Source organism: Hyalangium ruber (assembly GCF_034259325.1).
GTDB classification, from domain to species: Bacteria; Myxococcota; Myxococcia; order Myxococcales; family Myxococcaceae; genus Hyalangium_A; species Hyalangium_A rubrum.
Genome location: NZ_JAXIVS010000020.1, coordinates 104,264 through 118,273, shown reverse-complemented (window position 1 = coordinate 118,273; position 14,010 = coordinate 104,264). Strand labels below are relative to the sequence as shown.

13 protein-coding genes are annotated in these 14,010 nt (G+C 69.5%); 8 read left to right on the top strand and 5 right to left on the bottom strand.

The features are described from left to right. The first annotated feature begins 55 nt into the window (after window positions 1–55). The 3 genes from SYV04_RS39235 to SYV04_RS39225 all read left to right on the top strand — a co-directional run bounded on the left by SYV04_RS39235 (window position 56) and on the right by SYV04_RS39225 (window position 4,041). Window positions 56–916, top strand: coding sequence for an alpha/beta fold hydrolase (locus SYV04_RS39235; RefSeq protein WP_321551199.1), 861 nt, complete (start codon window positions 56–58; stop codon window positions 914–916). Between the two features lie 101 nt (window positions 917–1,017). After that, window positions 1,018–1,350 (top strand): PadR family transcriptional regulator, encoded by a 333-nt coding sequence (locus SYV04_RS39230; RefSeq protein ID WP_321551198.1) that lies wholly within the window; start codon window positions 1,018–1,020, stop codon window positions 1,348–1,350. 15 nt (window positions 1,351–1,365) lie between these two features. Next, window positions 1,366–4,041, top strand: a complete 2,676-nt coding sequence (locus SYV04_RS39225; protein WP_321551197.1) for an ABC transporter permease — start codon at window positions 1,366–1,368, stop codon at window positions 4,039–4,041. Between the two features lie 9 nt (window positions 4,042–4,050). On the opposite strand, the gene SYV04_RS39220 is transcribed toward SYV04_RS39225, so the two are convergent. Both SYV04_RS39220 and SYV04_RS39215 read right to left on the bottom strand, forming a co-directional pair. Next, entirely contained in the window at window positions 4,051–4,578 is a 528-nt protein-coding gene (locus SYV04_RS39220; RefSeq protein WP_321551196.1) for an FHA domain-containing protein, read from the bottom strand. A gap of 15 nt (window positions 4,579–4,593) precedes the next feature. Beyond that, the gene (locus SYV04_RS39215; RefSeq protein ID WP_321551195.1) at window positions 4,594–5,340 is read right to left on the bottom strand and encodes a PP2C family protein-serine/threonine phosphatase; all 747 of its coding nucleotides are present in this window, start codon (window positions 5,338–5,340) and stop codon (window positions 4,594–4,596) included. Window positions 5,341–5,547: 207 nt separating this feature from the next. Here SYV04_RS39215 and dhaL point away from each other — a divergent pair, with 207 nt between their 5' ends. Next, window positions 5,548–7,245 carry a dihydroxyacetone kinase subunit DhaL gene (gene dhaL, locus SYV04_RS39210; RefSeq protein WP_321551194.1) on the top strand — a complete coding sequence of 566 codons (1,698 nt, stop codon included), beginning with the start codon at window positions 5,548–5,550 and terminating at the stop codon, window positions 7,243–7,245. An 18-nt stretch (window positions 7,246–7,263) separates the two neighbouring features. Here the strand turns inward: dhaL and SYV04_RS39205 are convergent, their stop codons facing one another. Continuing rightward, the gene (locus tag SYV04_RS39205; protein ID WP_321551193.1) at window positions 7,264–8,256 is read right to left on the bottom strand and encodes an aldo/keto reductase; all 993 of its coding nucleotides are present in this window, start codon (window positions 8,254–8,256) and stop codon (window positions 7,264–7,266) included. A gap of 43 nt (window positions 8,257–8,299) precedes the next feature. After that, the gene (locus tag SYV04_RS39200; protein ID WP_321551192.1) at window positions 8,300–8,614 is read right to left on the bottom strand and encodes a YciI family protein; all 315 of its coding nucleotides are present in this window, start codon (window positions 8,612–8,614) and stop codon (window positions 8,300–8,302) included. Between the two features lie 87 nt (window positions 8,615–8,701). Between SYV04_RS39200 and SYV04_RS39195 the strand changes: the two genes are divergently transcribed. Then, on the top strand, window positions 8,702–9,295 hold the full coding sequence (locus SYV04_RS39195; protein WP_321551191.1) for a hypothetical protein: 594 nt from the start codon (window positions 8,702–8,704) through the stop codon (window positions 9,293–9,295). On the opposite strand, the gene SYV04_RS39190 is transcribed toward SYV04_RS39195, so the two are convergent. Then, on the bottom strand, window positions 9,261–10,031 hold the full coding sequence (locus SYV04_RS39190; RefSeq protein WP_321551190.1) for a phosphodiester glycosidase family protein: 771 nt from the start codon (window positions 10,029–10,031) through the stop codon (window positions 9,261–9,263). The genes SYV04_RS39195 and SYV04_RS39190 overlap by 35 nt on opposite strands. Window positions 10,032–10,247: 216 nt before the next feature. On the opposite strand from SYV04_RS39190, the gene SYV04_RS39185 reads away from it, so the two are divergent. From SYV04_RS39185 to SYV04_RS39175, 3 genes are all read left to right on the top strand, one after another. Continuing rightward, on the top strand, window positions 10,248–10,826 hold the full coding sequence (locus SYV04_RS39185) for a hypothetical protein (RefSeq protein WP_321551189.1): 579 nt from the start codon (window positions 10,248–10,250) through the stop codon (window positions 10,824–10,826). An 82-nt stretch (window positions 10,827–10,908) separates the two neighbouring features. Continuing rightward, complete coding sequence (locus tag SYV04_RS39180) at window positions 10,909–12,009, top strand: hypothetical protein (protein WP_321551188.1); 1,101 nt, start codon at window positions 10,909–10,911, stop codon at window positions 12,007–12,009. Between the two features lie 281 nt (window positions 12,010–12,290). Beyond that, window positions 12,291–13,673 carry a serine/threonine-protein kinase gene (locus SYV04_RS39175; RefSeq protein ID WP_422724020.1) on the top strand — a complete coding sequence of 461 codons (1,383 nt, stop codon included), beginning with the start codon at window positions 12,291–12,293 and terminating at the stop codon, window positions 13,671–13,673. Window positions 13,674–14,010 lie beyond the last annotated feature (337 nt).

Genomic DNA, 14,010 nt, shown 5'->3' with positions numbered 1-14,010 from the left:
TCAAGCCGCTCAACCCCCACGGAGTTCGATGCGTTCCCCTGAGAGGAGCCTGACCATGGATGCGCCTGCCACCGTTTCCACCGCCGTCAACACGCCCACCCGCTTCGTCGAGGTGAAGGGCCGCCGCCTCGCCTATCGCGACATCGGCAAGGGCGTGCCCCTCATCCTGTGCCTGCGGTTTCGCGGCATCCTCGACTCGTGGGACCCCGCCTTTCTCGATGCGCTGGCGGTCCACCACCGCGTCATCACCTTCGACTACTCCGGCCTCGGCCTGTCGACCGGCCAGCCCAGCTATGTGCGCACGAAGATGGCGCAGGACGCGGTCGATCTGGCCGACGCGCTGGGCCTCGAGCGCTTCGTCATCGGCGGCTGGTCGCTGGGCGGAATCGCGTCGCAGGTGGTGACGCGCCTGCATCCGCAACGCATCCTCGCGAACGTGCTGATTGGCACCACCCCGCCGGGCAAGGTGCGCCTGGGGGCGAAGCCCGTCTTCTATGAGCGCGCCCTGAAGCCCGTGAACGACCTGGATGACGAGATCGTCCTGTTCTTCCACCCCGACTCGCAGAAGTCCCGCGACGCCGCGCTGGCTTCGCACCGCCGGATCGCCGCGCGCACCACGGATGTCAGCCCGGCGATTCCCATCGCCACCGTCATGAAGCTCCTGGCCGAGACCCAGGGCGACGACATCTTCGTCGATGACAACGGCTATCTCGACTTCCTCAAGACGACCCGCATTCCCTCTCTGGTCATCTCCGGCGATAAGGAGATCGTCTTCCCGGTCGAGAACTGGTTCGACGTGACGCCGCAGACCCAGGCCGTACATCTGATGGTGTTCCCGCAGATGGGGCATGGCCCGCAGCACGAAGCGCCGCAGGTCTGCGCCGACTTGATCACCAGCTTCATCCGCAACCTCTGACCTGAGCGCGGGCTCGGGCGAACAGTGCGGTTGCGGCTGCTCCCCTTGACGTCTTAGGGGAAGCCCGGCATTCTCCCCTAAGCCGTCTAGGGGAGAGCTTCATGGGTGACACGTCGCTGGAGCTGTTGCAGGGCACGCTGGATGTGCTGGTGCTCAAGGCCGTCTCGTGGGGGCCCCAGCATGGCTATGGCGTCGCCGAGCTCATTCGCATGCACAGCGGCGAGGCGCTCAAGGTGGACGAGGGCGCGCTCTACCCCGCGCTGCACCGGTTGGAGCGGCGCGGCTGGCTCGAGGCCGAGTGGGGCGTGTCGGAGAACAACCGGCGCGCCAAGTTCTACCGGCTGACGGGGGAGGGCCGCGCGCAGCTTCGCGCCGGCACCCAGCACTGGCTGGCCTACTCGGACGCCGTCACGCGCGTCCTTCGCTCGGCTTGAGCGCGGGGGTGAGCCATGGCCGAAGGTGATTCTCGACGCGCGCTCCCGTGGCCGTTCCGGCGCTTGTTGCGCCTGGCGGTGCGGCCTCCCGCTCCCGAGCAGGACGTGGACGAGGAGATGCGCTTCCACCTCGAGCTGAGCGTGGAGCGGCTCGTGAAGAGCGGGATGACGCCGGAAGCTGCGCGCCAGGAGGCGCTGCGGCGCTTCGGGGATGTGGCCAACTACCGCGACACCTGCGTGGAGCTGAGCCGCCGAAGGGAGCAGGAAGTGGGCCGGGCAAGGCGATGGGGCGCGCTGGTGCAGGACGTGCGGTATGGGGTGCGTGGCCTGCTGCGCACGCCGGGCTTCACGCTGGTGGCGGTGCTGACGCTGGCGCTGGGCATCGGCGCCAACACGGCCATCTTCGGCGTGGTGCGCGGGGTGCTCCTGCGCGAGCTGCCGTACCCCGCGCCCGAGCGCCTGGTGCAGTTGTGGCAGCGGGCGCCCGAGACGCCCCGGGGCGTCTTCTCCTTCCCGGACTTCGAGGACTGGCGCACCCAGTCGAAGTCCCTGGAGTCCGCTGGCGCCTACTTCTACGCCGAGGGCCGGACTGGCGTGGACCTGCTCGGCGATGGCGAGCCCCAGCGCCTGTCGGCCGCCTACGTCTCGGACGGCTTCTTCCAGACGCTCGGCAGCGCCCCCCTGCTCGGGCGGCCGTTCCAGGCCCAGGACCACGTGCCCGGACAGGCGGACGTGGTGGTGCTCAGCCATGGGCTGTGGCAGCGGCGCTTCGGCGGCGCGCAGGACGTGGTGGGCCGCTCCGTCACGCTCGAGGGCAAGCCCCACACGGTGCTGGGCGTCATGCCTCGCGGCTTCGACTTCCCGTCGCCCGCGACAGAGGTGTGGCTGCCCGTGGCCTGGCTCACGCAGGACAGTGTGCCGTGGCAGCAGCGTGGGTCTCGCTGGTTGATGGGCGTGGGCCGGCTCAAGCCCGGGGTGACGGTGGACTCGGCCCGCGCGGAGCTCGAGGGCGTGTCTCGCGCGCTCGAGGCCGAGCACCCCGCCTCCAACGCACGCTTCGTCGGCGCCACCGTCGTGCCTCTGCACGAGGCGATGGTGGGGGAGGTGAAGACGAGCCTGCTGGTGCTGCTGGGCGCGGTGGCCTTCATCCTGCTCATCGCCTGCGCCAACCTCGCCAACCTGCTGCTGGCGCGCGGCACGGTGCGCGCGCAGGAGCTGGCGGTCCGCACGGCGCTGGGGGCCTCTCCCGGGCGGCTCATGCGCCAGTTGCTCACCGAGAGCCTCCTGCTTGCCGTCGCTGGCGGGCTGCTGGGCCTCGTCGTCGCGGTGCTCGGAGCCGAGGGGCTGGTGCAGCTGGCGGCCGGGCGGCTGCCTCGCGCGAGCGAGGTGCGGCTGGACGGCGCGGTGCTCGCGTTCACGCTGGGCCTGTCTGCTGCCACCGGGGTGCTGTTCGGGCTGCTGCCCGCGCTCCGGGCGTCGTCGCCGTCACTGCAACCCTTGCTCAAGGGCGCTTCTCCGGGCCAGGGAGCGGGTGGCGGGCGGCGCCTGCGGGGTGGGTTGGTGGTGGTGGAGGTGGCGCTCGCGGTGGTGCTCGCCAGCGGGGCGGGGCTCGCGGCGCGCAGCCTTTCGCACCTGCTGTCCACGGACATGGGCTTCGACCCACAGGGCGTCTCCGTCGTCCACTTCAGCATCGGCTCCGCGCACGACAATGAGCGGACGGCGTACTACCAGCGGGTGCTCGAGGCGGTGCGCGCGCTGCCCGGCGTGGAGTCGGTCGGCGCCGCCAAGACGCTGCCCGGGCAGTCCGATGTGGAGATGATCCGCCTGGCCGTGCCCGGCAAGCCCGACGAGCTGATGCGCGTCAACATCCAGCACATCAGCCGCGACTACTTCCGCACCCTGCACATCCCCGTGAAGGCCGGCCGCGACTTCACCGACGATGACCGGGAGGGCAAGCAGTCCCGGTTCGTGGTGGTGGTCAACGAGGCGTTCGTGCGCCGCTACGGACTGGAGGGCGACCCGGTCGAGCAGACGCTCACGCTCGGCGGCGATCCGGTGACCATCGTCGGCGTGGTGGGAGACACCCGGCAGGCAGGCCCCTCCGAGCCCGTCGAGCCGATGCTCTACGTCCACGTGCTCCAGAACAGCCGCTCCAGCGTGAACCTGATGGTGCGCGGCCGTGGCGACCCGATGCGGGTGGCGGCCGATGTGCAGAAGGCGGTGTGGAGCGTGGACCCGAACCAGACCATCAACCGCGTCACCACCCTGGAGCAGGTGATGCGCGAGGGAGTGGCACGCCCGAGGCTCCTCGCCGTGCTGATGGGCCTGTTCGCGGCGCTCGGGCTCCTGCTCGGCGCGGTGGGCATCTACGGGGTGCTCGCGTACACCGTGAGCCAGCGGCGCCGGGAGATTGGCGTCCGGCTGGCGCTCGGCGCCACGCCCGGGGATGTGCTGCGGATGGTGATGGGCGGAGGCCTGCGGCTGGTGGGGGCGGGCGTCGCACTGGGCCTGGCCGGTGCGCTCGCGCTCGCGCGGCTCATGGAGAGCGTGCTCTATGGGGTGCGCGCGCACGACCCCCTCACCTTCGCCTGCGTGGTGGCGGGGCTGCTCGCGGTGGCGGTGCTCGCCAGCTGGTTGCCAGCACGGCGGGCCACGCGCGTGCCGCCGGCCGTCACGCTCCGGGCAGAGTAGCCCGGGCGCTCAGCCGCCGTGCGAGCCCGGGCCACCCGGCAGCTTCTGGAGCCGCGCGTAGAGCGTCTTCGTCAGCAGGAACCAGAACGGCACGTTGCCGAAGCTCAGGATGTCTCCGTCACGCAGCGCCTTCTCGCGCTTCATGATGATCACCCCGTTCACGAACGTGCCGTTGCGCGAGCCCAGATCCTTGAGCGTGCAGACGCCCTCGGCCTGGTTCCAGTGCAGCACCGCGTGCTGCTTGGACACCGAGCCGTCCTCGAGCACCAGCTCGCAGTCCGGCAGCCGACCGATCATCAGCGAGTCCGTCTCCCCCAGCGGCGGCAGCGTCGCCACCAACAGGTTCTCGAACTCGAAGATGAGCGAGAGCATCCCCTGCTCGATCGTCCCCGGGCTGGCCGTGTGCGTGGTGGCCAGCTCCTCGGTCTCTCCCGGGCGCACGGGGCGCTGCACGAGCGCGAAGGGCCCCAGCTGGTGGCGGAACTTCTCCTCCGACAGAGATGCGCCGAGCGCTCGCAGTTCCTTGACTGAAATCACCTGGGGTCCGTCCCTTCACGCGGCAGTGACACGCAGCACCACGGCGGTGATGTTGTCACGGCCCCCGGCATCGTAGGCACCGGAAACCAGGGACTCGCAAGCCTCGGTGACGCTGCCCTGTGCCATCCGCGCGGCGAGCCCCTCCGCCCCCAGCGGCTCGTACAGGCCGTCCGAGCACAGCAGGTACACATCCCCGGGCTGGAGTTCCAGCCGCTGCACCGTGGGCTCCGCGCGCTCCGTGCCCAGGGCCCGGGTGATGATGTGGCCGAAGGTGCTCTGCCCCCGAGGTGGCGGCTCCATTCCGGCCGCGCGCATCTCCTCCGTGATGGAGTGGTCCCGCGTGAGCGCCTCCAGCCGCCCGTCTCGCAGCCGGTAGAGGCGGCTGTCCCCCACGTGCGCCACCGCCGCGCCGTGGGGCCCCAGGGCGAGCGCCACCACCGTGGAGCCCATCTCCCGCAAGGGCCCCACGCGGCGGGAGACCACCGCGCGCTGCGCCAGCTCCGTGCAGGCCACGAGCAGCCGCTCCTCCGGGCTGCGCCGGGGGCTTGGCTTGTGCGGCCACGTCGCCTCGGCGTCTCGCGCCAGCCGCTCGCGGAACTCGGTGAAGGCTTCCACGACGCACTGGCTGGCGACCTCTCCGCCTTCCTGCCCGCCAAGCCCGTCCGCGACCACGAACAGTCCCAACTCCGGCCGCATGCTGTACGCATCCTCGTTCTGAGTCCGACGCCCGATGTGCGTCTGCCCCGCGCTCTCGATTCGCATGGTGACCTCCTGGTTGCCCTGGGAAGAGCAAGCGGGTGGCCAGCGCCAAGTATGCGAAATGACTCGAATGCCTGGGGACTGCGCACCCCAGGCGCCGCTCGCCCTGAGCCTGGGGGATGGGGACTCTGGGCCCCGCCTCTCGGGGGCGCTCGGGTGCTGGCCGTGCCGTGCTTGACGGGGCTTGGGCCGTGCGGCCACCGTGAGCGCATGAAGAAGCTCGTCAATGCCCCCCGCGCCGTCGTGGGGGAGATGCTCGAGGGTCTGGTCTCGCTCTCTCCAGAGCAGGCGCTGCTGGAGGGCGAGTCCGTGGTGGTCCGCTCCGACATCCCCGCCGAGGTCCATCGGCGCGAGGTCGCGGTCATCTCCGGCGGCGGCAGTGGACACGAACCGGCGCACGCGGGCTATGTGGGCCCCGGCATGCTGCACGCGGCGGTCGCCGGGGACGTGTTCACCTCGCCCAGCACCGACGCCGTCCTGGCCGCGATTCGCGCGGTCGCGGGGCCGGCTGGCGCGCTCCTGGTCGTGAAGAACTACACCGGGGACCGGCTGAACTTCGGCCTCGCCGCCGAGCTGGCGCGCGCCGAGGGCATCCCCACGGAGGTGGTCGTCGTCGCCGACGATGTTGCCCTGCGAGACACCGTCGAGCCCGCGCGCCGCCGGGGAATCGCCGGGACGGTCCTGGTACACAAGGTGGCTGGCGCCGCCGCTGCCTTGGGCGCCTCGCTCGCGGAGGTGGCACGAGAGGCTGCCGCCACCGCCGCCGAGCTGGGCACCATGGGCGTCGCGCTGGGCCCCTGCACCGTGCCCGCGGCGGGTCGGCCGGGCTTCACGCTCGACCCGGGGGAGATGGAGCTGGGGCTGGGCATCCATGGCGAGCAGGGCGTGCGGCGCGTGCCGCTGCAGCCGGCCGACGCGCTGGTGGACACCCTGCTGGCGACCATCCTCGAGGATCGACGCATTGGCGCCGGGGACCGCGTGGCCTTGCTGGTCAATGGGCTGGGAGGCACTCCGCCCATGGAGCTGGCGATCGTCGCCCGCCGCGCCCTGGCCGTGCTGCGCGAGCGGGAGGTCCTCGTGGAGCGGGCCTGGAGCGGCTCGTTCCTGACGGCCCTGGAGATGCCGGGCTGCTCGCTGACCCTGTTGAAGGTGGATGACGCGCGGCTGCGCCAGCTCGACGCGGAGACCTCCGCACCCGCCTGGCCGCGCAACGGCAAGCTCGCTCCCGTACGTCGAGTCTCGCCCCGGGCACCCGCGCAGCCGGCCGCCGTGGAGGCTCACCCCGAGCACCCTGGGATGGTTCGCTTCAAACAAGCCGTCCTGGCGGTCGCCGACGCGTTCGAGGCGGCCGAGACGCGCTTGACCGAGCTCGACAGCGCGGCGGGGGATGGCGATCTCGGCATCAGCCTGGCGCGCGGTGCCGCGGCCCTGCGTGCCCTGCCCGAGTCCTCTTGGAGCAGTCCCCACCGGGCCCTGACGGCGATCGGCAATGCCCTGCGCCGCAGCATTGGCGGGAGCTCGGGGCCCTTCTACGCCACCGCGTTGCTGCGCGCCGCCCGTCACCTGGCGGACGAGACGCCGAATGCCATGGCCTGGGCCGAGGCCTTCCGGGTCGCTGTCGAGGCCGTGGCGGAGCTCGGCGGCGCCCGGCCCGGAGACCGGACGATGCTCGATGCCCTGCATCCGGCCGCGGACATGTTCGCGCGAGCCCTCAAGAGCGGCCAGTCGCCCGCCCAGGCCTGGGAGGCCAGCGTCCTGGAGGCGGAGAAGGGCGCCGAGGCCACCACGCGGATGAAGCCTCGGCTGGGGCGCGCCAGCTATCTCGGCGAGCGCGCCCTCGGTGTTCCCGACGCCGGGGCGGCGGCCGTCGTCGTCTGGATGAAGCCCCTGTCCCAGTTCATCGGGTGAGGCAGGCCCTCCAGGCGCTCACTTCTCCGGAGTCGGGGCGTGCGCGGGCAGGATTCCCTGCTGCTTCAGCGCCTGCCAGAACGCGGCGGGGATGGGCTGACGCATCAACTCCATGTTCTGGCGCACCCGCTCGGCGCTCTTGGCGCCGGGAATGACCGAGGCCACCACGGGGTGCGCGGCGCAGAACTGCAGGGCCGCCGCCTTGATGTCCACGCCATGCTGCTGGCACACGGCGGCGATGCGGTCGCGCGCGGCCACCTGCTCAGCGGGGGCCTCCGCGTACTCGAAGGTTTTCCCCCCAGCGAGCAGGCCGGAGTTGAAGGGCCCTCCCACGACCACTTTCACGCCCCGCGCGGCGCAGGCAGGGAACAGCGTGTCCAGCGCCGAGAGGTCCAGCAGGCTGTAGCGCCCGGCGAGCAGGAACACGTCGGGGTCCGACTCCTCCAGCGCCTTCTGGCAGGCTTCCACCCGGTTCACCCCCAGCCCCCAGGCGCGGATGACGCCCTCCTCGCGCAGCCGGGTGAGCGCCTTCGCCGCCCCTTGCATGGCGGTGGCGAAGACCTCCTTCCAGATCGGGCCGTGGTGGTCCTCGGCGATGTCATGGATGTAGGCGATGTCGATTCGCCCCATGCCCAGGCGCTGCAGGCTGTCCTCGATGGAGCGGCGCGTGCCGTCGGCGGAGTAGTCGAAGCTATCCCGGAAGGGGAGCACTCCGATGAAGGGCCCCAGGTTCTCGGGCGCTTTCGGGTCGGGGGTCAACATGCGGCCGACCTTGGTGGAGAGCACGTACTCATCGCGCTTGAAGCGGCGGAGCGCGTGGCCGAAGCGGTGCTCGGACAGGCCCGCCCCGTACATGGGCGCCGTGTCGAAGTACCGGATGCCGGACTCCCAGGCCCCGAGCAGGGCGCCCTCGGCCGTCGCGTCATCGACGCGGTTGAACATGTTGCCCAGCGGGGCACCCCCGAAGCCGAGGGGACCGGGGGGCGCGAAGCGTCTGGAGGTATCGGGCATGGGGTTCGCCTGTGAAGGGGAGGAAGGGTTCACTTCACCTGGCTCAGGAGCCCGAGGGACGCGCGGAGCGGGCGATGGTCGGCCCCATGGGAGAGACCTCGTGGCGCCCAATCGCCTTGGCGGGATCGCTCTCCAGGAGGCGGCGGACCTCGTCGATCGACTCCGCCTCGAACACGCCCATTCCGAAGACGCCCGTGGGGTCCATCACCGGGCCCGCCACGACGAGCTTGCCGGCCGTGAGCTGGCCCAGGAGGAACTCGGTATGCGCGCGCATCGCGGCCTGCTCGTCAGCGGTCATGGACATCGCGAAGTTGGGACGATGGGCGACAAGGCGAACGAAGAAGTGGCTGGAGGGCATGAGGTCGATCCTTGCGTGCGCGAAGGCGTAGGGTGCCAGGCACGCCGAAAATATAATCCGCTGCCGAAGCGCATGTCCGGAGGAGCGATGCCCAAGACGTACCCCCCGCCCCAGTTGCGTCACATCTTCGACTGGTTGGAGCAGGTGCGGCTCCGCCCCAGCATGTTCTTCTCACGCCTCGGGCAGCTCGAGAACATGGTCTACGGCTATTACGCTGGGCTGGCGGTGCATGCGATTCACGAGGACGTTCCCGAGATGACCTCTCACTTCAGTACCTGGCTGCGCTACAGGTACCGGTCCTGGTCGCTCTCGCTGGGGTGGGCTCATGCCATCACGAGCCATACGAAGGACGAGCAGGCCGCGGCGGAGCACTTCTTCGAGCTGGTCGAGGCCTACCGAAAGCTCCGCCCCGTCGTGCGTGCGCGGGTGCGGCTCACGGCCCGGCAGCTTCCACTCGAACGGATTGAGGTGGTCCAGTACGCCCCGAAGCCGCTCCACTTCGTGCGCTACCACTTCGGCTCGCGCGTGGTGAATGGCCGTTGCCTGACCGCCGGCCCTGAGGCGCGCTTGAAGACCACGCTCGCGGAGGCCCGGCGGTGGGTGGAGGAGCACCACGCGGTGCGGCCCGAGGCGTGGGAGACGGACGCTACTTCTTCTCGACGACGGCGAGGAACCCGCTGAACGCTCCGCCCGTATCCGTGACTCCTCCCTGGAGCGCGGGCGGATACAGCCGGGAGATGTTGCCGTCCATGTAGAGCGCGTCGGTGCATCCGAGCTGAGTCTGGAAGAGCGCGGCGAACGTCGCCAGCCGTACCGGCTCTTGGGACAGGACGAGGTACACACGGCGGGGGGAGCGGGCATCCACGCCCACGCCGCTCCGGGTGGCCAGGCCCTTCGAGCTGGCGAAGCCCGGATGCACCTTGCCCTCCGCGAGCAGCAGCGGTCCGGACTGCGTCGCCTGTTTCGCTCCGCTCTCGGGCCGAAAGCGCGAGGCCTCGAGCACCGCCGCGCCCTGTGGGCCGAGCAGGAAGACGCCGTTGGGCTTCCAGTAGAAGTTGCCCTTGCCGTCTCGAAGGTTGAGCGGCGCCAGCTCGCGGCCCTCCTGGATGAAGAGGCCGGTTGGCACCTCGCCTGGCTCGAAGATGCCTGCGTTGGTGGCGGCCAGGAGACGCTCGCCTCGCCGCGCGAGCCAGGCCTCCAGCGCCGCGAAGGTCTTCAGCTCCTGGCCCTTGTCATCCTGGCGGAGCAGCCGCAGCGAGGCGCGATCGAGGTCCACGGTGACGACATGGAAGTCCGTGCCCGCGAAGCGCACCGTGCGCGCCTCGAGGGGCGGTGCGGCCAGGCTCGACAGGCTCACCAGGGCCAGGGCACACCCGGCGATCCACGTGCGCTTCAGGAGTGCGCGGTCGAGGTTCATGGGCCGTGAGCATACCTCTCCGCCATGTGCATCCAGGATTCGGGAAGCGATTCGGGAGAGATATGCTGGGGCGGCACTCGCCTCGGGGAACTGGCCATCCCAGCGTCATGACTCACTGGAAGCGCATGCTGAGAACAGTCGCTCTCATGGTCGCCTCCCTCGTGTTGGGGGCCTGCGCCACCATTGGCAACAGGTAATGCCAGGGGAGACGATTCCATGAGTACGTCGCTCACTGCCACCCGCCTGCTGGACCTGATCCACCACTTCTACCCTAGGAATGTTCACACCACGGACGCACGTTACGACTCACAGGCAGAAGCGCTAAGACTGCGCGAACTCAGGAAAGCAGCCCAAGAGGAGAGCAGCGCATGGAATACGCTCCTCCAACGCATCCATGAGGAGCTGCCCGGATGTAGCGTCTGGGAACTCCCCTCTCTGCTTTACGATCCCTGCCGCTGTGTTCGAGTTTCGCTCGCGGACTCCCCCGTGGGTGCGCCCGAGCAAAAAGCCGTGGTACTTCTCGTCAGCATCCTGGCGCCTGTTCACCATATCTACGCGTCCTTCCAACGAATCGAAAGCAAACACGTCGTTGAACAGCGGCTCTGGCATGCGCCACTTCCACCCGAATATCAATCATTGGAGGCTCGATTGAGTTCGCTCGCACAGGCCGTGTTGGGGACCTCAAGGCTGTCCAACGAGCTTCTCTTCACGCCAGTACCAGACATCCAAGTTGGAAACCTGGATTTGGGTCGCGCCCAGCTCATCCACTGCCTCTTCACGGATCGGCTCTGGTAGTCACTCCGGATCCTCAAGCATGGAGAAGCCAACGGAAGAGTCGAGATGTCCCCGCTGTGGAGGCCTCTTCGGAGAGGCCTGGATGGAGTGGGGGTCTCCCACGGTAAGCGTCTCCTTCCCCTGCCTCTCGTGTGACTACGTGATGCTGGCGCCTGACGCCGACTCGGCCTTCGGGTTGCCCTTTGCCTCAGGCTGGCGCCTCATCATTCGCTGGGCTGGGGGAACCGCCTCCCTGAAGGAGGCTGCCCTCCTGAAGCAGTTCATTCCCAGCTTCCGTCAGGAGTCCATCTCCGAGGTGCGCCAGCAGCTTGGAAGAGGGGCGGAGTGGAAGCTCGACGGCCTGTCCGAGCCTGCGGCACGGGAGCTTCGCAAGGAGGCAGAGGCGCGCGGCTTCACGGTGGATGTGCGGTCTCGAGGAGAGGACAGGCCCCGGGTGAGGCTTCCTCGTCCCGGCTCGGGGATGACGGGCTATTGCGTCCGCCTTTCCCCCTCCTTTGACGACAAGGGCCACATCCTCGCGACCTTCGGCCCGGCAGGCAGTGCCGTGTCCATCGCCTGCGGACCTTCGACTGCGGAGACCGTGGATGTTCCCAACGCGAGGGGACTCCAGTTCCTCGAGGAAGTCACCGCCCTGGACCCGCTGGGCATTCCGGATGTGTCATCGCTGGGCCTGGATGGAATCTCCCTGGAGTGCCTCGTCCAGGAAGCGCGGGGCAACCACCGGTTCTTCGCCTGGAGCCCCAGTCCGGACAGCTCCCCCCGGCAGCACGGTTTCGTGATGGCGCTGTTCCGGCTGGCCATGGATGTGGCCCAGGTGCCAGCCACCGTGGAGTACCTGGAGCAGGTATTCGGGTATGTCAGTTCGGAATTGCCCGTGAAGGTGTTCGAGGAGACGCCCCGGCGCATCCGGCTCTTCGGAGGGCTGTCCTCGTACCATCTGGAGGCGCTCCAATCGCTCTTCGACTCGGTGGGCCCAGGCGAGCCGGTCCTGATGGATCTCTCCAACTCGGAGGGGATGGGCACGTTGCTGCATCCGCTCTTCGCGCGGTTCCACGCGCGCATGGGGCGCACGGTGTGGTGGGTGAACGCTCCGGCGGCGCGTCACCTGGGGGAGGCGGGGATTCCCAGGGACTGTTTGTACGAAGAATTCGAGTCGGCGCGTGCGGCGCTCTTGAGCGGTTGAGCGGGTGTGGCGCTCGTTCCAGTGGCCTTTCGCACGCGAGCTCCAGCGGGACTGGTCGCGCACAGCCACCCTTTCCGGCGCCGCCCAGCTCCTCGTGGACCATATGGGCGTGGTCGGCACCAGCTACACGTGGGAGCAGCAGTTGCTCGCCATGCCGCCTCCCGCGAAGTGCGGGTGTATCAATAGCTCCTCTGCCCCATGTTCGAGGTGGGTGCGCGCCTGGCTACCGCTGAGGTAGGCTGGGTCGAGCGGAGGCAGGGTGTCACCTCCGAGAGGAGCCGATGGCGCCACGCTGGACCGTTTGCGAGCTGGAACCCTCCAACCTCCCATCAGGGACGGAGGTAGGGGCCTGGCGAGTGCTGGAACTGTGCGGGAAGGGCGCCTTCGGGGCGGTCTACCGCGTCGAGCCTATGGGGGCAGGCGGTGCCGCGCCTTGCGCACTGAAGCTGGCCCTGCACCCGATGGATCCGCGCTTCGAGCGCGAGGTGGAACTGCTCTCGCGCCTCCGCGATCATCCCCATGTGCCACGCCTACGGGACTGTGGGTTGTGGGCCCATCCGGCGGGCTCTTTCCCCTTCCTCGTCATGGAGTGGGTGCAGGGCGTGCCGCTGTATGATTGGGCCGAAGGGCGCAACCTCAGCTCGCGGCAGGTAATGCGGGTGCTGGCCCAGGTGGCTCGGGCGCTGAAGGCCACGCATGGAGTGGACGGCGTGCATCGGGATGTGAAGGGCGCCAACGTGCGGATACGGCCCGAGGATGCGTGGGCGGTGCTCCTGGATTTCGGAGCAGGGGACTTTCTCGGGGCTCGCACGCTCACGCGCGAGGTGCTGCCTCCCGGAACGCCTCCCTACCGCAGCATCGAGGCGCTGCGCTTTCAGTGGCGCTACTGGCGCCAGCGCGGGCTCTCCTATGAGCCGGGCCCTGCGGATGACGTGTACGCGCTGGGCGTGACAGCCTATCGCCTCGTGACTGGCAGTTATCCGCCTCCCGGAGGAGCGCCCGAGGCAGAAGTGGATGACGTGCCCACGACCGGTTCCGTGTCCGGGTCGGCCGAGGTTTCGGCTGCGCTGTCCCCGGACCTGGCGGGACTCATCCGCCAGATGCTCTCGGAGGAACCTTCGGCCCGGGGCAGCGCTGCGGAGTTGGCCCAGGCGCTCGAACACGCAGCGGAATCGGCGGGACCCGAGGCGGATCTGCCCTTCACCCAACGCTCAGCGCTGGGTGCCCTGGCGCGTACTGACTCCTCGGGCACGAGGCAGCCCGCGCATGGCCGGAGGCCGAGGCTCGCCGTGGCGGTAGGCGTTCTTGCTGCCGTGTCTCTCGCTGTGTGGTGGACGGCGCGGCGGCAGCCGGTGGTGCCGTCCGAGGGAGGTATGGAGGAGGCGGGCACTTCGGGCCTCGCCAAGGACGCGCGCTCAGTCAGCGCCAACGTGGAGAGCCCCGCACCCCGACGGGGGGCAGTCGGCGTCGAGGTACCGAAGACGCCGTTCCCAGGACAGTCACGGCCCCCTTGTCGGAAGCACGAGGTGGCGATCAACGGAGGCTGTTGGGGGCGGCCTGAAGATTCGAAGCCGCCATGTGGCGAGGGCGACTTCGAGTGGAAGGGCGTCTGCTACTACCCGGTCCTCGGGCTGAGACCTCCCCCCACCTCGGAATCCCCGTAGCCAGAAAGGCGCGAAGCAGGAATCGCCGCCAGCCGTCCAGTCCCGGTTGACCGGTACCAGCCGCCCACTCCTGGATGACCGGTACCAGCCGCGCAGCCGGCCAGGATGTGCCTTCACTCCCAGATATCTAGGACCAGCCGTGCAGTCAGCGCGGTGTGCCTCCACTCCTGGATATCCAGGACCAGCCGTGCAGCCGGCCAGGATGTGGCTTCACTCCCAGATATCTGGGACCAGCCGCGCAGTCGGCTGCGTGTGGCTTCACTCCCAGATATCTGGGACCCGCCGCCTGATTACGGGCGTTTCCGAGCCCTGACGGGTGACACTGGAGGCGTCGAGA